The sequence below is a fragment of the Methylococcus sp. EFPC2 genome, from assembly GCF_016925495.1.
In the GTDB taxonomy this organism is placed as follows: domain Bacteria; phylum Pseudomonadota; class Gammaproteobacteria; order Methylococcales; family Methylococcaceae; genus EFPC2.
Map to the genome: position 1 here is coordinate 4,290,188 of NZ_CP070491.1, position 19,182 is coordinate 4,309,369.

At 61.6% G+C, this 19,182-nt stretch carries 21 protein-coding genes and 1 tRNA gene; all 22 read left to right on the forward strand.

The features are described 5' to 3' along the window. The first annotated feature begins 20 nt into the window (after positions 1-20). Positions 21-1,250: an aspartate kinase gene (locus JWZ97_RS18470; protein WP_205432140.1), complete on the forward strand. Its 1,230-nt coding sequence runs from the start codon at positions 21-23 to the stop codon at positions 1,248-1,250. A gap of 136 nt (positions 1,251-1,386) precedes the next feature. After that, positions 1,387-1,596, forward strand: a complete 210-nt coding sequence (csrA, locus tag JWZ97_RS18475) for a carbon storage regulator CsrA (RefSeq protein ID WP_205432141.1) — start codon at positions 1,387-1,389, stop codon at positions 1,594-1,596. A 22-nt stretch (positions 1,597-1,618) separates the two neighbouring features. After that, a tRNA-Ser gene (locus tag JWZ97_RS18480) sits at positions 1,619-1,711 on the forward strand. Positions 1,712-1,894: 183 nt separating this feature from the next. Next, positions 1,895-2,149, forward strand: coding sequence for a 30S ribosomal protein S16 (gene rpsP / locus JWZ97_RS18485; RefSeq protein ID WP_205432146.1), 255 nt, complete (start codon positions 1,895-1,897; stop codon positions 2,147-2,149). Positions 2,150-2,174: 25 nt separating this feature from the next. Further along, on the forward strand, positions 2,175-2,675 hold the full coding sequence (gene rimM, locus JWZ97_RS18490) for a ribosome maturation factor RimM (RefSeq protein WP_205432148.1): 501 nt from the start codon (positions 2,175-2,177) through the stop codon (positions 2,673-2,675). A gap of 12 nt (positions 2,676-2,687) precedes the next feature. After that, positions 2,688-3,431, forward strand: coding sequence for a tRNA (guanosine(37)-N1)-methyltransferase TrmD (gene trmD, locus JWZ97_RS18495; protein ID WP_205432155.1), 744 nt, complete (start codon positions 2,688-2,690; stop codon positions 3,429-3,431). 16 nt (positions 3,432-3,447) lie between these two features. Continuing rightward, positions 3,448-3,795 carry a 50S ribosomal protein L19 gene (gene rplS, locus JWZ97_RS18500; RefSeq protein WP_205432156.1) on the forward strand — a complete coding sequence of 116 codons (348 nt, stop codon included), beginning with the start codon at positions 3,448-3,450 and terminating at the stop codon, positions 3,793-3,795. A 92-nt stretch (positions 3,796-3,887) separates the two neighbouring features. Further along, positions 3,888-4,385 carry a methylated-DNA--[protein]-cysteine S-methyltransferase gene (locus tag JWZ97_RS18505; RefSeq protein ID WP_205432157.1) on the forward strand — a complete coding sequence of 166 codons (498 nt, stop codon included), beginning with the start codon at positions 3,888-3,890 and terminating at the stop codon, positions 4,383-4,385. Beyond that, entirely contained in the window at positions 4,378-5,283 is a 906-nt protein-coding gene (gene xerD / locus JWZ97_RS18510; RefSeq protein WP_205432158.1) for a site-specific tyrosine recombinase XerD, read from the forward strand. Before JWZ97_RS18505 ends, xerD begins: the two co-directional genes overlap by 8 nt. 18 nt (positions 5,284-5,301) lie before the next feature. Further along, complete coding sequence (gene lpxA / locus JWZ97_RS18515; RefSeq protein WP_205432159.1) at positions 5,302-6,084, forward strand: acyl-ACP--UDP-N-acetylglucosamine O-acyltransferase; 783 nt, start codon at positions 5,302-5,304, stop codon at positions 6,082-6,084. Between the two features lie 22 nt (positions 6,085-6,106). Further along, positions 6,107-7,051 (forward strand): Gfo/Idh/MocA family protein, encoded by a 945-nt coding sequence (locus tag JWZ97_RS18520; protein ID WP_205432160.1) that lies wholly within the window; start codon positions 6,107-6,109, stop codon positions 7,049-7,051. 57 nt (positions 7,052-7,108) lie between these two features. Beyond that, a complete protein-coding gene (locus JWZ97_RS18525) occupies positions 7,109-7,336 on the forward strand; it encodes a DUF433 domain-containing protein (protein WP_205432162.1) in 228 nt (75 codons plus the stop codon). Continuing rightward, positions 7,333-7,665: a DUF5615 family PIN-like protein gene (locus JWZ97_RS18530; protein WP_205432165.1), complete on the forward strand. Its 333-nt coding sequence runs from the start codon at positions 7,333-7,335 to the stop codon at positions 7,663-7,665. The genes JWZ97_RS18525 and JWZ97_RS18530 overlap by 4 nt, the downstream gene beginning before the upstream one ends. Before the next feature lie 60 nt (positions 7,666-7,725). Next, positions 7,726-8,820 carry a DegT/DnrJ/EryC1/StrS aminotransferase family protein gene (locus tag JWZ97_RS18535; RefSeq protein ID WP_205432167.1) on the forward strand — a complete coding sequence of 365 codons (1,095 nt, stop codon included), beginning with the start codon at positions 7,726-7,728 and terminating at the stop codon, positions 8,818-8,820. An 85-nt stretch (positions 8,821-8,905) separates the two neighbouring features. Beyond that, positions 8,906-10,036 carry a lipid-A-disaccharide synthase gene (lpxB, locus tag JWZ97_RS18540; protein WP_205432169.1) on the forward strand — a complete coding sequence of 377 codons (1,131 nt, stop codon included), beginning with the start codon at positions 8,906-8,908 and terminating at the stop codon, positions 10,034-10,036. After that, the gene (locus JWZ97_RS18545; protein WP_205432171.1) at positions 10,033-10,533 is read left to right on the forward strand and encodes a GreA/GreB family elongation factor; all 501 of its coding nucleotides are present in this window, start codon (positions 10,033-10,035) and stop codon (positions 10,531-10,533) included. Before lpxB ends, JWZ97_RS18545 begins: the two co-directional genes overlap by 4 nt. Then, entirely contained in the window at positions 10,533-11,234 is a 702-nt protein-coding gene (locus tag JWZ97_RS18550) for a M48 family metallopeptidase (RefSeq protein WP_205432172.1), read from the forward strand. The genes JWZ97_RS18545 and JWZ97_RS18550 overlap by 1 nt, the downstream gene beginning before the upstream one ends. 71 nt (positions 11,235-11,305) lie before the next feature. Continuing rightward, entirely contained in the window at positions 11,306-11,518 is a 213-nt protein-coding gene (locus JWZ97_RS18555) for a potassium-transporting ATPase subunit F (RefSeq protein WP_205432174.1), read from the forward strand. Further along, positions 11,518-13,326, forward strand: a complete 1,809-nt coding sequence (kdpA, locus tag JWZ97_RS18560) for a potassium-transporting ATPase subunit KdpA (protein ID WP_205432176.1) — start codon at positions 11,518-11,520, stop codon at positions 13,324-13,326. The genes JWZ97_RS18555 and kdpA overlap by 1 nt, the downstream gene beginning before the upstream one ends. Before the next feature lie 80 nt (positions 13,327-13,406). After that, positions 13,407-15,629, forward strand: a complete 2,223-nt coding sequence (gene kdpB, locus JWZ97_RS18565) for a potassium-transporting ATPase subunit KdpB (protein WP_205432178.1) — start codon at positions 13,407-13,409, stop codon at positions 15,627-15,629. A 98-nt stretch (positions 15,630-15,727) separates the two neighbouring features. Continuing rightward, on the forward strand, positions 15,728-16,333 hold the full coding sequence (gene kdpC, locus JWZ97_RS18570; protein WP_205432180.1) for a potassium-transporting ATPase subunit KdpC: 606 nt from the start codon (positions 15,728-15,730) through the stop codon (positions 16,331-16,333). Between the two features lie 116 nt (positions 16,334-16,449). Further along, positions 16,450-19,182 carry a sensor histidine kinase KdpD gene (locus tag JWZ97_RS18575; RefSeq protein ID WP_205432182.1) on the forward strand — a complete coding sequence of 911 codons (2,733 nt, stop codon included), beginning with the start codon at positions 16,450-16,452 and terminating at the stop codon, positions 19,180-19,182.

Sequence of the window (19,182 nt, forward strand, 5' to 3'; positions counted from 1 at the left end):
AAAGAACCTAGAAGAAATAGATGGCGCTTTACGTACATAAATACGGCGGTACCTCGGTGGGCAGCACCGAGCGCATCAAGAACGTCGCCGAGCGGGTGATACGCGCCCGCCAGCGGGGCGAGGACGTGGTGGTGGTGGTTTCCGCCATGAGCGGCGAAACCAACAAGCTGGTGGCCTACGCCCATGAGGTCCAGGAGCGGCCCAGTCCGCGCGAGATGGACGTGCTGCTCTCCACCGGCGAGCAGGTCACCATCGCCCTGCTTGCCATGGCACTGGAGCAAAAGGGATGCCCGGCCATTTCCTATACCGGCTGGCAGGTGGGTATCGTGTCCGACGATGCCCACACCAAAGCGCGCATCGAGAAGATAGACACCGACCGCATCCAGGCCGATCTGGATGCCGGCAGGGTGGTGGTCGTGGCCGGTTTTCAAGGCGTGACCGCGGAGGGAGATATCACCACGCTGGGGCGCGGCGGGTCGGACACCACGGCGGTCGCTCTGGCGGCTGCCCTGAAGGCCGAAGAGTGCCTCATCTATACCGACGTCGATGGCGTCTATACCACGGATCCGAGGGTCGAGCCCCGGGCTCGTCGCTTGGACCGCATCACCTTCGAAGAAATGCTGGAAATGGCCAGCCTCGGTTCCAAGGTGCTGCAAATCCGTTCCGTGGAGTTTGCGGGCAAATACAATGTTCCTTTGCGCGTGTTGTCGAGTTTCGCAGAAGGCGGCGGCACCCTGATCAGTTACGAGGAAAACGGCGTGGAAAAAGCGTTAATTTCGGGGATCGCGTTCAATCGCGACGAGGCCAAGCTCACCATATTGGGCGTACCGGACCGTCCCGGCATCGCCCACAAGATTCTGGGTCCCGTCGCGGATGCGAACATCGAAGTCGACATGATCGTGCAGAACATGGCGGATGATCAGACCACGGACTTCACTTTTACCGTACACCGCAACGAATATCCCAAGGCGCTGGAAATCCTGCGGAGCACCTGCGAGGAACTGGGTGGCCGACAGGTGACGGGCGATGATAAAATAGTCAAAGTTTCCATCGTAGGGGTCGGTATGCGATCCCACGCGGGCATCGCCAGCAAGATGTTCGAAGCCTTGGCACGAGAAGGGATCAATATCCGGATGATCTCGACCTCGGAAATCAAGATTTCCGTGGTGGTCGACGAAAAATATCTGGAACTCGCGGTCCGCGCCCTCCACGATGCTTTCGGGCTCGACAAGGCGCCGGTGGCGGAATGATCCGGCGCGATAAAAAAATTTTATAATTTTTAAAAATATTGTTAGAATCTGAAATTCAGCAAGAAGGCTTTGGTTGGCTATAAATGTTGCTGATTTCTGTATATTTGTATGGCGAGAAGCCGCAAAGGAAGGACTTATGTTGATCTTGACTCGAAGAGTAGGTGAGACCCTGATGATAGGGGATGATGTCACCGTGACTGTGCTTGGCGTTAAGGGCAATCAGGTGCGCATCGGCGTTAACGCGCCGAAAGACGTTTCTGTTCATCGGGAAGAGATCTACGAACGCATCAAAAAAGAGCAGCAGGGCTTGTCCGGTGGTGAAAAGCCGACCGGGTCTGGTGCATAACCTGATTTAGTACGTCGATTTTGGAGAGATGGCCGAGAGGCTGAAGGCGCTCCCCTGCTAAGGGAGTATACGGGCAAAACCTGTATCGAGGGTTCGAATCCCTCTCTCTCCGCCAGTGTCTGGAACCCGCCCGCAAGGCGGGTTTCTTTATGCAAGCCTTTGATGCGTGGTCTCGCTCGGGAGCCTGCAAAACAGATGGTCGGTAGGCTATGGTCTGTGCCGGCTTCACATTCCGCGGAATTTAAGTAGAATACCCGGCTCGAATTCCAATTCATTTAAAGGTTATAGAGGAATACTAATGGTAACCATACGTCTGGCGCGTGGCGGTGCAAAAAAACGGCCTTTTTATCACGTGGTTGTGACGGACAGCCGATCGAAGCGTGATGGCCGCTACATCGAGCGGGTAGGCTTTTTCAATCCGATCGCACGCGGTCAGGAAGAGCGTGTTCGTTTGAACGATGAGCGCATCCAATATTGGGTGGCCCAAGGCGCACAAGCGTCCGACCGCGTCGCTAGTTTGATCCGCGAAGCAGCCCGCAAAGAGGCGGCGTAAGAACTTGTAGATCAGGGCGGCTGGCGTGTCTCGGCTGGTCGTGGTCGGCGAAATTGCTGGCGCTCATGGCGTCAAGGGATGGGTGAAGATTCATTCCTTTACCGAGCCGAGAGATGCAATATTGGACTACGTGCCGTGGGTGCTGGACACCAACGGCGTGACCAGGGAGTGCAAGGTGTTGGCCGCGCGGGCTGAAGGCCCAAGCGTCCTGGCGAGACTGGAACAGATAGAAGATCGCGACCAGGCAGCAAAGCTGCGGTTCAGCAAAATTTTGGCGCCGCGCGATCGTTTTCCGGTGCCGGAGCCCGGCCATTATTACTGGGCCGACTTGATCGGTTTACAGGTGAAAACGGTGGACGGCCAGGCGCTCGGCATCGTGACGGACATGATGGCAACCGGGGCCAACGACGTCATGGTTGTCAAGGGCGAGCGGGAGAGGTTGGTTCCCTTCGTGACCGGTGAATATGTGAAGGAAGTCCATATCGACGAGGGTTATCTGATCGTCGACTGGGATCCGGAATTCTAAGCGCGCCATCGGATGCGTTTCGATATTGTCACGCTCTTCCCGGAGATGATGCGGGAGGCGACGGCCTGGGGCGTCACCGGGAGGGCTTTGGATCAGGGCTTGGCCGAAATCGGGTTGTGGAATCCGCGGGATTACACCCACGACCGGCACCGCACGGTAGACGACCGGCCTTACGGCGGCGGCCCCGGCATGGTCATGAAGGTCGAGCCTTTGCGTGCGGCGATCCGCGCGGCCCGAAACGCCCATGAACAGCCCGCGCCGGTGATTTATCTCAGCCCTCAGGGGCGCCGGCTCGATCAGGCCTCGGTCAGGCGTTTCGCGGAACTGCCCCGCTTGGTGTTGGTGGCCGGACGCTACGAAGGGGTGGACGAGCGCTTGATCGAGGCCGAAGTGGACGAAGAATGGTCCATCGGCGATTACGTGCTGAGCGGCGGCGAACTGGCTGCCCTGGTGATTTTCGATGCGGTGGTGCGCTTGCTGCCGGGCGTGCTGGGCGATGACCAGTCCGCCGCGCAGGATTCGTACATGGCGGGTTTGCTGGATTGCCCGCATTACACCCGGCCGGAGGTGATCGATGGCCGGGCCGTTCCGGAAATTTTGCAGAGCGGCAATCACGAGGCGATCCGCCGCTGGCGCCTGAAACAAGCCTTAGGCCGGACCTGGCTGAGGCGGCCGGACCTGTTGCAGGGCCGGGTCCTGGATGTCGAGCAGCAAAGGCTGTTGGATGAGTTTAGAAACGATTTGAATACCAGATAGTTGTGTAGAGGAACCCATGGCAAACATAATTCAACAGCTCGAAAAAGAATGGATAGGCGACAAGGCCATCCCCGAATTCGGCCCCGGTGACACTGTCGTCGTACAGGTCAAGGTCAAGGAAGGTAACCGCGAACGTTTGCAGGCTTATGAAGGCGTGGTCATCGCCAAGCGTAACCGTGGCTACCACTCCGCGTTTACCGTGCGCAAGATTTCCCACGGCGAAGGCGTGGAGCGCGTGTTCCTCACTTACAGCCCGCAGGTTCAGGAAATCCAGGTGAAGCGCCGCGGCGACGTGCGTCGCGCCAAGCTTTACTACCTGCGCGACCGCACCGGTAAGGCTGCCCGTATCAAGGAAAAAATCTAACCCCTGCGGCTTTTGCCGTCGGAGTTTCGGGACGGACGACGGGTGGCCTCAGGGCCGCCCGTGTCTTTTTGCGTTGGTGTCGCATCGTCACAGTGAAAGCACGCCCGATAGTCGCCGAGCCCGAGCATGTGGCCGTCATCCCCGCGCCCTTCGGTTCGGTGATCGTACGCGCAGGCGACACCGCGTTGCGCGGTCTCGATGTGTCGCCGGATGTTTTGGAGCCGATCGCCCCCCTCGGTTCCTTGCTGAAGACGGCCGAGCGCCAATTGTTGTCTTATTTCCGCGATCCGCTCAGCCCGTTCGATCTTCCCATAGGCGTGCACGGCACGTCTCACCGCATGCGCGTGTGGGACGCCTTGCGCGCCATTCCACCCGGCCAGGTCAAGACTTATGGCCAGATCGCCGGCGAACTCAGCTCCGGTCCGCGGGCGGTGGCCGGTGCCTGCCGCAGCAACGAATTCCCCATCCTCATACCCTGCCATCGGGTCGTATCGTCCCAGGGCCTGGGCGGCTATTGCGGCCGGCTCGACGGTCCGTTCTTGGAAATCAAGCGCTGGCTGCTGCGGCACGAGGGCTATCCGATTGACTGAAGCCGCCGCCAACCAGGTCTTGATACGAAGTTTTCAGGATGGCCTGTGGATCGAGGAGGGTCTGAGCGAGAACACGCAAAAGTCCTACGCCAGCGATCTTAATCTGTTCGCCCTCTGGCTGAGAACCGAGCGGAGCAAGGCCTTGATCGAGGTTCGACGGGACGATATCGAAGCCTATCTCGCCCATCGCTTCCGCGAGCAGGCCAGCCACCGTACCAGCGCCCGGTTGTTGTCCAGCCTGCGTAAGTTTTACGCGAATCTGGTGAGGCTGGAGAAGCTGGATCACGATCCCTGTGCCGGCATCGAATCGCCCCAAGTCGGCAAGCCCCTGCCTAAGACCCTGAGCGAAAGCGAGGTCGAGGACTTGCTGAACGCGCCCGAGCCGAGTCAGCCCTTGGGGCAGCGCGATCGCACCATGCTGGAAGTGCTTTATGCCACGGGTCTGCGGGTGACCGAGCTGGTGAGCCTGCGGCTGGAGCAGATCAACCTACGGCAGGGATTGGTGCGGGTGACCGGCAAGGGCAGCAAGACCCGGCTGACGCCGCTCGGCGAGGAAGCGCAAAACTGGCTGGAGATTTACCAGCACCAAGGCCGCCCGGCCATACTCGGCGGTCGGCAAAGCGACGATCTGTTCGTGACGGAGCGGGGCGGCGCCATGACCCGCCAGGCCTTCTGGTATCTCATCAAGCGCTATGCGATCAAGGCCGGCATCAGCAAGCCTTTGTCGCCGCATACCCTGCGACATGCCTTCGCGACCCATTTGCTGAACCACGGCGCGGATCTGCGCGTTGTGCAATTGCTGCTGGGACATAGTGATTTGTCCAGCACCCAGATTTACACCCACGTCGCCCAGGAACGCCTCAAAGACCTGCACAGCCGCTGCCATCCGCGCGGCTGAACCAAACTCGGAGCCTGCATGACCGGAACCATCCATCCCACCGCTCACATCGCACCCGGCGCAAAACTGGGCGCCGGAGTCACCGTCGGTCCTTACGCCGTGATCGAAGACCAGGTCGAGATCGGCGACGGCAGCGTGATCGGTGCCCACGCCATCATCCAGCCCCGTGTCCGCATGGGACGGAACAATACGGTGCATCCCACCGCCGTGCTGGGCGGCTTGCCGCAAGACCTGGCTTTCGATCCGCAATTCGACACCTGGGTCGAAATCGGCGACGGCAATGTCTTACGCGAGGGTGTGACCATCAGCCGGGCCACCAAGACGGGTACCGCGACCCGCATCGGCAACGAGTGTTATCTGATGAACAACAGTCACGTCGGCCACGATTGCACGGTGGGCAACAACACCATCTTCGCCAGCGGCGCGACCCTGGGCGGCCATGCGCAGGTCGGCGACCGGGTGTTTCTCGGTGGCGGGGTCATGACCCATCAGTTCTGCCGTATCGGCAGCTACGCCATGCTGCAGGGTTTGGCCGGCATCAACAAGGACGTGTTGCCTTTCATGATGGTGGGCGGACGCCCCGGCAAGCATTACCGCCTGAATCTGGTCGGCCTGCGCCGCGCCGGCATCGACGGCGAGCGTCTGAAGACCGTGTCCGCCGCCATACGGCGCTTGCGCAACAAGCAGAGCCTGGAAGGCCTGGCCGATACGCCGGAACTGGACTATCTGCGCGCCTGGTTGGCGGAAGGTAGCAAGCGCGGCATCCTGCCCTTCATCGACATCCACAAGGACGCGGACTGAATCATCTCTCGGGGAAAACAACATGAGCAAACTGAAATGCGCCGTGATCGGCGTCGGCTACCTGGGCAAGTTCCACGCGCAAAAATATGCCGCTCTGCCGGATTGTGAACTGGTCGCCGTGGTGGACAATAATCCCGAACAGGCCCGTGCCGTCGCCGAGCAGAACCACACCCAGGCGCTGACCGATTACCGTGAGCTGCTGGGCAAGGTCGATGCTGTCAGCATCGTTGTGCCCACCAGCCTGCATTTCCAGGTGGCGAAGGATTTTCTCGAAGCCGGCGCCCATGTGCTGGTGGAAAAACCCATCACCGTCACCGTAGAAGAGGCGGACGAGCTGATCCGCATCGCCAAGGAAAAGGATTTGCGCCTGATGGTCGGCCATCTGGAGCGTTTCAACGCGGCCATACTCGGCATGGATTTGACTCACGACAAGCCGCTGTTCATCGAGTCGCACCGTTTGGCGCCGTTCAACCCGCGCGCCAACGACGTCAGCGTGGTGCTGGACCTGATGATCCACGACATCGATATCATCCTCGACATTGTCGATTCCGAGGTCGAGCACATCGACGCCAAGGGTGTGACCGTGCTCACCAGCGACACCGACATCGCCAATGCCCGCATCACCTTCAAGAGCGGCTGCGTGGCCAACGTCACCGCCAGCCGAGCCAGCCTCAAGGTCGAGCGCAAGATGCGGATGTTCATGCCCAACGCCTACGTCTCTGTGGATTTCCAGAACCGCGTGCTGGCCATACACCGCAAGGGCGATAAGGAAATGTTTCCCGGCGTGCCGGAAATCCTCAGCGAGGAATCGGTGTTCGAAAACGGCGATGCCCTGCTGGAAGAGATCAAGCACTTCGTCACCTGCATCCGCGAAGGCAAGGAGCCTTTGGTTTCCGGCCATGCCGGCCGCCGGGCGCTGGCTACCGCAACCGCCATCACCCAATTGCTCAAACAAGGAGTGGTGTAGCATAGGCCGCGAGGCCAGGGTGTTACTCCGGCGTTTACGGAATTGGGAGGTAGCAGCATGAATTATCGCGAGATTATTACCATCGAGGCGGGTAAACGCGGTGGTAAGCCCTGTATCCGGGGCTTGCGTATTACCGTCTACGATGTGCTCGAATACCTTGCCTCAGGCATGAGTATGGAGGAGATCGTTGAAGATTTTCCGGAGCTCAGTTCCGAGGACATACGTGCGGTCTTGAGCTTTGCGGCGGACAGAGAGCGGCATATCGAATCGCTCAAGGCCGTATGAAACTGCTCTTGGATGAAAATCTTTCCCGGCGGTTGCTGCCGTTTCTGCTCGCCGAATACCCAGACTCCACTCAGATAGCCCTGCTTGAAATGGAAAAGTCCAGTGACCATGAAGTCTGGACTTATGCGCGTATCCATGAATATGTCATCGTGACGCGTGATTCCGATTTTTACGATCTCAGCACCATTTACGGGCAGCCGCCCAAGATCATATGGTTGCGTACCGGCAACCAAAATAAGGCCACGACCTTGTCGGTATTGTTGAGCCACCGTTCGCTGATTGAAAAAGCGCTGTTGGCGGAGGATAAGGCGTGCATCGAAATTTATTGAAAAATTAATCGTGTAACCCCGACTTCATTGGTTTTGTTTACTTCCGGAGAAACCCCCACCATGATCCCCATGGTCGATCTGAAAACCCAATACCACCAGCTCAAGGACGAGATCGACGCCGGCCTGCTGGCCGCACTGGAGAATACCGCCTTCGTGATGGGGCCCAATGTGCAGGCTTTCGAGAAGGAAGCGGCCGAATATCTGGGCGTGAAACACGCCATCGGCGTGGCCAACGGTACCGAGGCTTTGCATCTGGCCCTGCTCGCCGCCGGAATAGGGCAGGGCGACGAGGTGATTACCTCGGCCTTCACCTTCATCGCCACGGCCGAAGCCATCCGTTACGTCGGCGCCAAGCCGGTGTTCGTCGATATCGATCCCAGGACCTTCAACATCACGCCCGCCACCGTCGAAGCGGCCATCACGCCCCAGACCAAGGCCATCATGCCGGTGCATCTGTTCGGCCAGCCGGTGGACATCGCCGGCATCCAGGCGGTGGCCCACAAGCATGGGCTGAAGATCGTCGAGGATTGCGCCCAGTCTTTCGGCGCTTCCGTGGACGGCAAACAGACCGGCGGCTTCGGTCTGGCATCCGGGTTCAGCTTTTTCCCCAGCAAGAACCTGGGTGCCTACGGCGACGGCGGCCTGGTGACGACCAACGATGACGATGTTGCGGCGAAGGTGAAAGTGCTGCGCAACCATGGCTCGGAAGTGCGCTATTACCACGACGTGATCGGCTACAACAGCCGGCTGGACGAGTTGCAGGCCGTGATCCTGCGGGTCAAGCTGAAGCGCATAGCCCAGTTCAACGAAGGCCGCCGCCGCTCGGCGCATCTTTACTCCGAACTGCTGGCCGGCCTGGTGGAAACGCCGTACGAAGACGGCATCGGCGTCCACGTCTACCACCAGTACACCTTGCTGAGCGACCGGCGCGATGCTATCCAGGCCGCATTGCAAAATGCCCAGATCGCCTGCGCGGTCTATTACCCGGTTCCCCTGCACCAGCAAAAGGTCTTCGCCGCGGACTGCCAGGGCGTGAGCCTGCCGGTGACCGAAGCGGTCGCGGCGCGCTGCCTCTCCCTGCCTATCTTCCCCGAGTTGGCGGAAGAGCAGGTGAGGGAAGTCGTCGGCGTCATACGCTCGGCACTGGGCGCCTGAGGGCTTGGACTTAATGGCTCCGCCTGCCGCCCTTACCCCAACCCCTCTCCCAAAGGGCGAGGGGTCTGCACGGCCGCCTCTGGTTATGCTCTCCGCCGGGGAGGCCTCCGGCGACCAGCATGCGGCCAGCCTGTTTCTGGAACTGCGCAAGCTGGTTCCGGAACTGCGCGGTATCGGCATGGGCGGGACCAAAATGCGCGAGGCCGGCGTGGACATCCGTTACGATTCCACCGGCATCGCCGTGATCGGCGCCACCGAGGTCATCAAGCATTACGGCGAGATACGCCGTGCGCTGAAGCTCATGCAGAACCTGGCGCGAGACGAGAAGCCGGATCTGCTGATCTGCGTCGATTACAAGGAGTTCAATTTCCAGCTGGCCAAGGCGGCCAGGGCTGCCGGCATCAAGGTGTTGTTCTACGTCAGCCCGCAGGTCTGGGCCTGGCGGCCGGGGCGGGTGAAGAAATACGGCCGGGCGGTGGATCACATGGCGGTGATCTTTCCTTTCGAGGTTCCGTTTTACGAGGCCCACGGTATTCCCGTGACCTTTGTCGGCCACCCGTTGGCCGGCAGGGTGCGGCCTTCAATCGCCAAGGACGAGGCTTTGCAGGAGTTCGGCCTAGCCGGGGAGGGGCCGGTCATCGGCCTGCTGCCCGGCAGCCGTGGCAACGAGATCAAGCGCCTGCTGCCGGTCATCCTGGAGGCGGTGCAGAAGCTGGCCGATCGCTTCCCGAAAGCCCGTTTCGTCCTCAGCCAGGCGCCTTCGGTGGACGACCGCCTGTTGCATGGCCTGCTGCAAAGCTGCCCGCTGCCTATCCGGACGGTCAAGGGCCGGCAGTACGACGTGCTGCAATGCTGCGGCGCGGTCGTCACCGTGTCCGGCACGGCCACGCTGGAAGTCGCCCTGTCCGGCGTGCCCATGACCATCATCTACAAGGTCACGCCCGTCACCTACCAGCTCGGTCGCCGGCTGATCAAGATACCCTTCATCGGCCTGCCCAATATCCTGGCCGGCAAGAGTATCGTGCGCGAGTTCATCCAGCACGAGGCTAACGCGGACAACATCGCTGGCGAGATAGGCCGCATCCTCGCCGACCCCGAATATGCCGGACAGATGCGCGAGGATTTGCGCGCCGTGGCCGATCGACTGGGCGAAGGCGGCGGGTCGGCGCGTCTGGCCCGCTTGGCGGCGGACATGATGGGGGGCGGGAAACCATGAGCCGGGCCTTCGTCAAGGAAGAGGACATCGAGGCGATCGAGGAACTGCCGGACAAGCCGGTCAGTCCGCATACCAACTACGTCACCCCGCGCGGGCTCAAGCAGTTGCAGCAGCGGCTGGCCGATAACCTGGCGCGCCGCAGCGAGTTAACAAGCAGGGACGAACTGGCGGCTCGCCAGGCCTTGCCGGCCGTCAGGCGCGAGATACGTTATCTGGAGCAGCGCGTCGAGTCGGCCGTATTGGTCGAACCATCGGGCCAGACGGAAAACCGGGTGCATTTCGGCGCCGCGGTGGATGTGCTGGACCAGGACGACGAGTTGCAGACCTACCGCATCGTCGGCGAGGACGAGGCCGACGTGGTCAAGGGCGACATCAGCTGGGTGTCGCCCCTGGCCAAGGCCTTGCTCAACGCCGGGGTCGGCGAGGTCGTCACCTGGCGGCGGCCCGCCGGCGATGTCGAGCTGGAAATCGCCGCCATCCGCCGGGGCGAGCCGTGATGGAGGGCGTCACCCTGCGCCGCAGTGCGCGGGCGAAATATCTGCGCCTGGTGGTTAAACCCGAGCTTGTCGAGCTGGTGGTTCCTGCGGGTGTCAGCGAGAGACAGGCGAAATCCTTTCTCGAACAGCATCGCACGTGGCTGGAAACCCAGCGCCGCGAAATGGAAAAACGCGTCGGCCAGCGGCCGGTGCCGGTCCGCTTCACCGAGCATCCCACCATTCCCTGGCAGGGCCGGGATCTGCCGCTGAAGATCGAGGACATTCCCGGCAAGCGTCTCAAGGTGGCCGTGGACGACAGCGTGCGCATCAGTATTCCGTCGTTTGCCGGAGATCAACGCGATGCCTGGGCTCGGCATGCGTTCAAGGAATGGGCCAGGCGTTGGCTGCGCGGGCAGGTCCAACGCTCGGTCGAACGCCACGCCCCCAAGCATGGTCTGCAGCCACGCGAAATTCGCATCAAGGCCATGAAAACGCGCTGGGGCAGTTGCGGACCTAGCAACGACATCAATATCAACTGGCTGCTGGCCCTGGCGCCTGAGTCGGTGCTCGAATATGTCGTCGTCCACGAGCTCTGCCACATCCGCGAACGCAATCATTCTCCCCGCTTCTGGGCCCTGGTGGCCGATCATCTCCCGCGCTGGCAAGGCGAGCGGCGTTGGCTCAAAACGCATGGCCTCGGCTTGTTGAAGCGGTTTCCCTAGAGTCCTTCTCGTCTATCTCGCGGCCGCCGCTGCGAAACTTTTACGCCGTTTTTATACCGACACGGGTAGTCTTGCCATGTCTTGAAAACCCGGCGTTCCCGACCGAAATCGTGCGTTTTCAGGCGGCTTTCCGTGTGGGTGGTTTCCCACTCAACGTCGGCTTCGTCGGGGACGGTGAATCGGAGGATGCCATCGTGAGCTGGATCGATCTCGTCAGTGCAGGCCTGGCCCTGGTGGTTTTCGTCTACCTGGTCGTCGCCCTGTTTTATCCGGAGAAGTACTAATGTCCGGCAACGCCTTCCTGCAAATAGCGCTTTATGTCCTCGTCCTGTTGGGGCTGGCCCAGCCATTGGGATGGTATATGGCGCGGGTCTATCAGGACGAGCCGGTTGGTTTGAACCGCTGGTTTGCGCCGGCGGAAAGGCTGATTTACCGTTTGAGCGGCATCGATCCCGGCCAGGAGATGGCCTGGAAGGCTTATGCCGCCGCGATGCTGTTGTTTAATCTGCTGGGCGTGCTGGCCGTCTTCGTCCTTCAACGCCTGCAGGCCTACCTGCCGCTGAATCCGCAGCATCTGGCCAATGTCGACCCCGACTCCGCATTCAACACGGCGGTCAGCTTCGCCACCAATACCAACTGGCAGGCTTATGGCGGCGAGACGACCATGAGCTATCTGACCCAGATGCTGGGCCTGACGGTGCAGAACTTCCTGTCGGCGGCGACCGGCATGGCGGTGCTGGTCGCATTGATACGCGGATTTGCCCGGCGCAACGCGGAAACCGTCGGCAATTTCTGGGCGGATGCGACGCGCAGCGTCTTATACATCCTGCTGCCTTTGTCCTTGCTGCTCGCCTTGGCCCTGGTGGGGCAGGGCGTGGTACAGACCTTCAAGCCCTACCAGAACGTGCAATTGACTGAATCCATAGGCTACGAACAGCCCGAGCCGGGCGAGGGCGGCCAAGCGCTCAAGGATGCTACGGGCAAGCCGGTCATGGAAAAGGTCGAGGCAAAGGAGCAGACCATCGCGGTCGGCCCGGCCGCCTCCCAGGTCGCCATCAAGCAGTTGGGCACCAATGGCGGCGGCTTCTTCAACGTGAATTCCGCCCATCCGCTGGAAAATCCGACCCCGCTATCCAACTTCCTGGAAATGCTCGCGATCCTGCTGATTCCGGCGGCTCTTTGCCACAGCTTCGGGGTCATGGTGGGCGATACCCGCCAGGGTTGGGCGATCCTGGCCGCGATGAGCTTGGTGTTCGTCGTGCTGGTATTCGTGACGGTGTCGGCCGAACAGGGCGGCAATCCGACTCTGAGCGCCTTGGGGGTGGATCAGGTGGCCTCCGCCGTACAGGCCGGCGGCAACATGGAAGGCAAGGAAACCCGTTTTGGCATCGTCAACTCCGCACTGTGGGCGGTTGCCACCACGGCGGCGTCCAACGGTTCCGTGAACGCCATGCACGATTCCTTCACGCCCATCGGCGGCATGATGCCCATGTGGCTGATGCAGCTGGGCGAAGTGATCTACGGCGGCGTCGGCTCGGGACTCTACGGCATGATCGTGTTCGCCCTGGTCGCGGTTTTCGTCGCCGGCCTGATGATAGGCCGCACCCCGGAATACCTGGGCAAGAAGATCGAGGCCTATGAAATGAAGATGGCCGCGGTCGTGATCCTCATACCCCCCTTGCTGGTTTTGGGCGGGACCGCAATCGCGTTGATGTCGGACGCCGGCAGGGCATCGATTTTCAATTCCGGCGCGCATGGCTACAGCGAGGTGCTGTACGCCTTTTCCTCGGCGGGCAATAACAACGGCAGCGCATTCGGCGGGCTCGCGGCCGACACGCCTTTCTACAATCGTGTGCTCGGCATCGTCATGCTGATTGCCCGTTACGGCGTGGCCGTGCCGGTGCTGGCCATCGCGGGCTCCCTCGCCGCCAAGAAAACCGTGCCGGTCGGTCCGGGAACGCTGCCGACGCATACGCTCTTGTTCGTAGGTCTGCTGTTGGCCGTGGTGCTCCTGGTCGGCGCGCTGACCTTCGTTCCGGCGCTGGCCTTGGGGCCGGTGGTGGAGCATCTGCAAATGGTGGCCAAACCCTAGGATGGCTGAGACGCTTTTTTGAGCTAAGGATCATTTTGGATGCGTTCCGTACCCTCCCACGAGCCTCTTCGAGAATACGCATGAGCAAAAAATCCACCAAGATTTCTTTGGTCAGCCCCGAGTTGCTTGGGGAGGCCGTCATCGCATCGTTCCGCAAGCTGAGTCCCCGACAGCAATGGAAGAATCCGGTGATGTTCGTCGTCTACCTCGGCAGCCTGCTGACCACGCTGTTGTGGCTGCAGGCCCTGGGCGGTCAAGGCGAGGCGCCGGCCGGATTTATTCTGGCAATCACCTCGTGGCTGTGGTTCACCGTGTTGTTCGCCAATTTCGCCGAAGCGGTGGCGGAGGGACGGAGCAAGGCGCAGGCGGCATTTCTGCGCAGCGCCAAGCGCGATATCGCGGCAAAAAAACTGGATGAACCGCGTTACGGCTCCAATTACTCCAAGGTCGCCGGTTCCAGCCTCAGGCGGGGTGATGTGGTGCTGATCGAAGCAGGCGACTTCGTGCCCGGCGACGGCGAGGTGATCGAAGGCGTAGCCTCGGTGGACGAAAGTGCCATCACCGGTGAGTCCGCGCCGGTGATACGCGAATCCGGCGGTGATTTCAGTTCGGTGACCGGTGGGACGCGTGTGCTGTCCGACTGGCTGGTGGTGCGCATCACCGTGAATCCCGGCGAGACCTTCCTGGACCGCATGATAGGCATGGTGGAAGGGGCCAAGCGCCAAAAGACGCCCAACGAGATCGCCCTCACCATACTGCTGGTGGCTCTGAGTCTGGTGTTTCTGATGGTCACCGCGACCCTGTTGCCATTTTCGCGCTATGGCGTGGAAATTTCGGGTAGCGGACAGCCGATCACCCTCACCGTGCTGGTGGCGTTATTGGTCTGCCTGATACCCACCACCATAGGCGGTTTGCTTTCGGCCATTGGCGTGGCGGGCATAGGCCGCATGATGCAGAAGAACGTGATCGCCACTTCGGGCCGCGCGGTGGAGGCGGCTGGCGACGTGGATGTTCTGCTGCTGGACAAGACCGGTACCATTACCCTCGGCAACCGCCAGGCTGCGGCTTTCATACCGGTCAAAGGCATTGCGGAAAAGGAACTGGCCGATGCCGCACAACTCGCGTCGCTGGCCGACGAAACGCCGGAAGGCCGCAGCATCGTCGTGCTGGCCAAGCAGAAATACGGCCTGCGGCAGCGCGACGTGAGGGCCATAGGCGCAACCTTCGTGCACTTCAGCGCCCAGACGCGCATGAGCGGTGTCAATCTCCCCTCCGAGAGAGACCGCTCGGCCCCAGGGCCCACGGATTGTAGCCCTGGAACCGAGCGGTTTCTTCCCTCATCCGGCCCTGCGGGCCACCTTCTCCCAGAGGGAGTAGGGGATAAGGAGCGGCCTTCGGTCGCCGGTTCCTGGGTAGGGGAGGGCCGGCAGATACGCAAGGGCGCCACGGACGCCATCCGTGCCTATGTCGAGGATCAGGGCGGCCGGTTTCCGGACGAACTGCGCACCCTGGTCGACGACGTGGCGCGCCGGGGCAGCACCCCTCTGGTCGTCGCAGCGGGACCTCGTGCCTTGGGTGTCATCGAGCTCAAGGATATAGTCAAGGGCGGCATCAAGGAGCGTTTCATCGAACTGCGCCGCATGGGCATCAAGACCATCATGATCACCGGAGACAACCGCCTGACCGCCGCCGCCATCGCCGCCGAAGCCGGGGTCGACGACTTCCTCGCCGAAGCCACGCCGGAAGCCAAGCTGAACTTGATACGCCGGCATCAGGCGGAAGGGCGTCTGGTGGCGATGACCGGCGACGGCACCAACGATGCCCCGGCCCTGGCCCAGGCCGACGTGGCGGTGGCGATGAACAGCGGTACCCAGGCGGCCAAGGAGGCCGGCAACATGGTGGATCTGGACTCCAATCCCACCAAGCTGATCGAGATCGTAGAGACCGGCAAGCAGATGCTGATGACCCGCGGCGCCCTGACCACCTTCAGCATCGCCAACGACGTGGCCAAATATTTCGCCATCATCCCGGCCGCCTTCGCATCCACCTATCCCGAACTGAATGTGCTCAACGTGATGGGTTTGGCCGGCCCCTCCAGCGCGATCCTTTCGGCGGTCATATTCAACGCGCTCATCATCATCGCCCTGATTCCCCTGGCGCTGAAAGGCATACGCTACCGACCGGTGGGCGCCGCCGCGTTGCTGCAGAACAATCTGCTGGTCTACGGCGGGGGCGGCCTGGTCGTGCCTTTCATCGGCATCAAGGCGATCGATATCTTATTGACCGGTTTGGGCTGGGTTTGAATATTCGTCGGGTTACGCGGCGCGATGGCGTCGAGCGGAAAAACAAGCGCGATCTTCTGCGCCGCTGACCCGACCCACATTGTTTGATGGGGTTCGTCATGTTCATGCACTTTAGGCCTGCGATCGTCTTGTTCGTCCTTCTTAGCCTGCTCACCGGTGCGATCTATCCGGCCGCGGTGACCGCTCTGGCGCAGGCTTGGTTTCCCGAACAGGCCAACGGCAGCCTGATTTCCAATAGCCAGAACCAAGTCCTGGGTTCCGCCCTGATAGGCCAGTCTTTCTCCGACCCGAAATATTTCTGGGGCCGGCCTTCCGCCACCACGCCTTACCCCTACAATGCCGCGGCGTCCGGCGGTTCCAACCTGGGACCGACCCATCCGGCGCTGGCTGAGGCGGTCAAGGCCAGGATCGCCGCCTTGCGGGTGGCCGATCCGGACAACCGGGCGCCGCTGCCTGTCGACCTGGTTACCTCTTCAGGCAGCGGGCTGGATCCGCATATCAGCCCGGCGGCGGCCGAATACCAGCTCGGCAGGGTCGCCCGCGCCCGCGGGCAGTCAGTGGAGAAAATCCGCGATTTGGTGCGTCGACATACGGAAAACCGACAAATAGGCCTGTTGGGCGAGCCGCGGGTCCATGTGTTAAGGCTTAACCTGGCCTTGGATGCTGCTCCGCTGTCTGGGTGGCCACGGGCTGACCGGCGTTGAACCGTCTGGCGGCGGGTCCGATCCCGCGCCCCCGGCTTTGCACGCCGTAATTGCGACGGTCCGCCATGGCTGGGCGCGGATGCCGTCATCCCATTTCGAATCGGAGCCGTCCGTAGATGAATGATCAGCGTCCCGATCCCGATGCCCTGCTGGCCAAGGTCGAACGCGAGGAGGCCAGGGCGAGGCGCGGCCGGCTGAAAATCTTCTTCGGCGCGGCGGCGGGCGTGGGCAAGACTTACGCAATGCTGCTGGCGGCGCGGGAGCGGCGGGCCGAGAACATCAACATCGTGGTGGGGCTGGTGGAAACCCATGGCCGCGGGGAGACTGCAGCCCTGCTGGAAGGCCTGGAAGTCTTGCCTCCCCGCAGGGTCGAATACCGGGGTACCGTCCTGCACGAGTTCGATCTGGACGGCGCGCTCAAGCGTAAGCCGGCCATTATCCTGGTCGACGAGTTCGCGCACAGCAACGCCCCGGGTTCCCGGCATCCCAAGCGCTGGCAGGACATCGAGGAACTGCTCGAGGCGGGGATAGACGTCTATACGGCTTTGAACGTCCAGCACCTGGAGAGTCTGAACGACGATGTCGGGCAGATCTCCGGCATCCGGGTGCGCGAGACGGTGCCGGATACCGTGTTCGAGCAGGCCGACGAGATAGAACTGGTCGATCTGCCGCCGGACGAATTGCTGCTTCGCCTCAAGGAAGGCAAGGTTTATCTGCCGCGGCAGGCCCAGGATGCCGTCAGGCATTTCTTCCGCAAAGGTAATCTCATTGCGCTGAGGGAGCTTGCCCTGCGGCAGACTGCCAGCCGGGTCGACGCCCAGATGCTGGATTACCGCGAAGACAACGCCATCCGCGAAGTCTGGCCGGTCAGCGAGCGCATCCTCGTATGCGTAGGCCCGAATGCGCTGGCCGAGCGCCTGGTCCGGGCCGGCAAACGCTTCGCGACGGGCCTGCGGGCTGACTGGATCGTCGTCTACGTGGAGACGCCGGAGCTGGAACGTCTGCCGGCGGCCAGGCGAGACGGGGTGTTGCGCATATTGCGCCTGGCGGAGCAGCTCGGAGCGGAGACGGTGACTCTGAGCGCGCCGGAAATGAGCGAGGCGCTCATAGAGTTCGCGAAGGAAAGAAACGTCACCAAGATCGTGATGGGCAAGCCCTCGCGGCGGGGCTGGCGGCGCTGGCTGATGGGATCGATCGTGGACACGCTGATCAGTCATGCTCACAATATCAACATCTATTTGCTGGGCAGTCCGCAGGGCGAAAACCGTACTGTGGACCGGATAGCGCCTGCTTCCGCCAGAAATTCCTCAGCGGGATTCGGGCACCGGGCGCCGGTCCGAAAAAAGGGTTACTACCGAGGCTACCTCTGGGCCGTGGTCACCACCTTGGCTAGCGCCGCACTGGCTCACCTGATGTTCGGACGTTTCGAGCTGGCCAATCTGGTAATGGTCTTTCTGCTGGGCGTGGTCTTCATCGCGACGCGATACGGGCGGGGGCCTTCCATCCTGGCGTCGGTGCTGGGTGTCGCCATTCTCGATTTCTTTTTCGTCACGCCTTATTTCAGTTTCTCGGTCAGCGGCACCCAGTACCTGCTGACTCTGATCGCGATGCTGATCGTCGCCATCCTGATCAGCCACTTGATGGCCAATGTACGCTCGCAGGCCAAGGTGGCCGCCCACCGCGAACGCCGCGCCACCGTGCTTTACGCCATGAGCAAGGATCTGGCGGCCAGCCAGAGCGAGGATGAGATCGTCCGCACGGCGGTGCGCCATCTGTACACGGAATTCGGGAGCCATAACGTCGTATTGCTGACCGACGAGCACAATCGGGTGGTCTATCCCAAGGACAGGCCCATGGCCCAATCGCTGCGCGGAGCCGATCTCAGCCTAGCGCAGTGGGTGCTGGACCATAACGAAATCGCCGGGCAGGGAACGAACACCTTGCCCGGGGCTGAGTCCGTTTATTTTCCGCTCAGCAACGACGACAAGGTGCTGGGTGTGCTGGCCCTGCTTCCGGTCAATCTGCGCCGGATTTTTCTCCCCGAGCAGCGGCTACTGCTCGACACTTTCCTCCGTCAGATCGCCCAGGCGATCCTGCGCGTGCGTCTGGCGGAGCAGGCCAGGTCGGCGCAGATGCAGATCGAGGCGGAGCGGTTGCGCAATTCGCTGCTCAGTTCCATTTCCCACGATTTGCGTACTCCCCTGGCGAGCATCGTGGGGTCGGCCAGCACCCTGGCCGAAGACGACGGCAGGCTGAAACCCGAGGACAAGATCGAACTGAGCAGCGCCATTTACGACGAGGCCAGGCGCATGTCCAGCCTGGTGAACAACATATTGGACATGGCCAGGCTCGACGCCGGCGTGATTGAGCTGAACCGGCAGTGGCATCCGCTGGAAGAGATCGTCGGGACGGTGCTGACCCGTTTGCAGCAGCCTTTGCAGGGGCGGCCGGTGAAGGTCAAGCTGCCGTCGGGCATACCGATGATCTACGCGGACGCCGTGCTGATCGAGCAGGTGCTGACCAATCTGCTGGAAAATGCGATCCGCTATACGCCGGAGGGCAGTCCTTTGGATATCAGTTCCGAAATCACGCCCTATGCGGTGGAGGTCGCGGTCGCCGACCGCGGGCCGGGGATACCGAAAGGGATGGAAAAGCGCTTGTTCGAAAAGTTTTATCGCAGCCAGCGCGAGGGTGCGCAGAGCGGAGTGGGGCTGGGCCTGGCCATCTGCCGCGCCATCGTCGAGGTGCACGGCGGGACGATAGAAGCGCGCAACCGCTCGACCGGAGGCGCGGTATTTTCATTCGTGCTGCCCCAGGACAAGACGCCGCCGGTCGTCGAGGAGGAATGA

Coding starts and splice junctions, on each gene's coding strand:
- JWZ97_RS18470 (WP_205432140.1), top strand. CDS start 21: ATGGCGCTTTACGTACATAAATACGGCGGTACCTCGGTGGGCAGCACC.
- JWZ97_RS18575 (WP_205432182.1), top strand. CDS start 16,450: ATGAATGATCAGCGTCCCGATCCCGATGCCCTGCTGGCCAAGGTCGAA.
- lpxB (WP_205432169.1), top strand. CDS start 8,906: ATGCTCTCCGCCGGGGAGGCCTCCGGCGACCAGCATGCGGCCAGCCTG.
- kdpB (WP_205432178.1), top strand. CDS start 13,407: ATGAGCAAAAAATCCACCAAGATTTCTTTGGTCAGCCCCGAGTTGCTT.
- trmD (WP_205432155.1), top strand. CDS start 2,688: ATGCGTTTCGATATTGTCACGCTCTTCCCGGAGATGATGCGGGAGGCG.
- kdpA (WP_205432176.1), top strand. CDS start 11,518: ATGTCCGGCAACGCCTTCCTGCAAATAGCGCTTTATGTCCTCGTCCTG.
- JWZ97_RS18550 (WP_205432172.1), top strand. CDS start 10,533: ATGGAGGGCGTCACCCTGCGCCGCAGTGCGCGGGCGAAATATCTGCGC.
- csrA (WP_205432141.1), top strand. CDS start 1,387: ATGTTGATCTTGACTCGAAGAGTAGGTGAGACCCTGATGATAGGGGAT.
- lpxA (WP_205432159.1), top strand. CDS start 5,302: ATGACCGGAACCATCCATCCCACCGCTCACATCGCACCCGGCGCAAAA.
- JWZ97_RS18520 (WP_205432160.1), top strand. CDS start 6,107: ATGAGCAAACTGAAATGCGCCGTGATCGGCGTCGGCTACCTGGGCAAG.
- JWZ97_RS18535 (WP_205432167.1), top strand. CDS start 7,726: ATGATCCCCATGGTCGATCTGAAAACCCAATACCACCAGCTCAAGGAC.
- rplS (WP_205432156.1), top strand. CDS start 3,448: ATGGCAAACATAATTCAACAGCTCGAAAAAGAATGGATAGGCGACAAG.
- rpsP (WP_205432146.1), top strand. CDS start 1,895: ATGGTAACCATACGTCTGGCGCGTGGCGGTGCAAAAAAACGGCCTTTT.
- JWZ97_RS18530 (WP_205432165.1), top strand. CDS start 7,333: ATGAAACTGCTCTTGGATGAAAATCTTTCCCGGCGGTTGCTGCCGTTT.
- JWZ97_RS18525 (WP_205432162.1), top strand. CDS start 7,109: ATGAATTATCGCGAGATTATTACCATCGAGGCGGGTAAACGCGGTGGT.
- kdpC (WP_205432180.1), top strand. CDS start 15,728: ATGTTCATGCACTTTAGGCCTGCGATCGTCTTGTTCGTCCTTCTTAGC.
- JWZ97_RS18545 (WP_205432171.1), top strand. CDS start 10,033: ATGAGCCGGGCCTTCGTCAAGGAAGAGGACATCGAGGCGATCGAGGAA.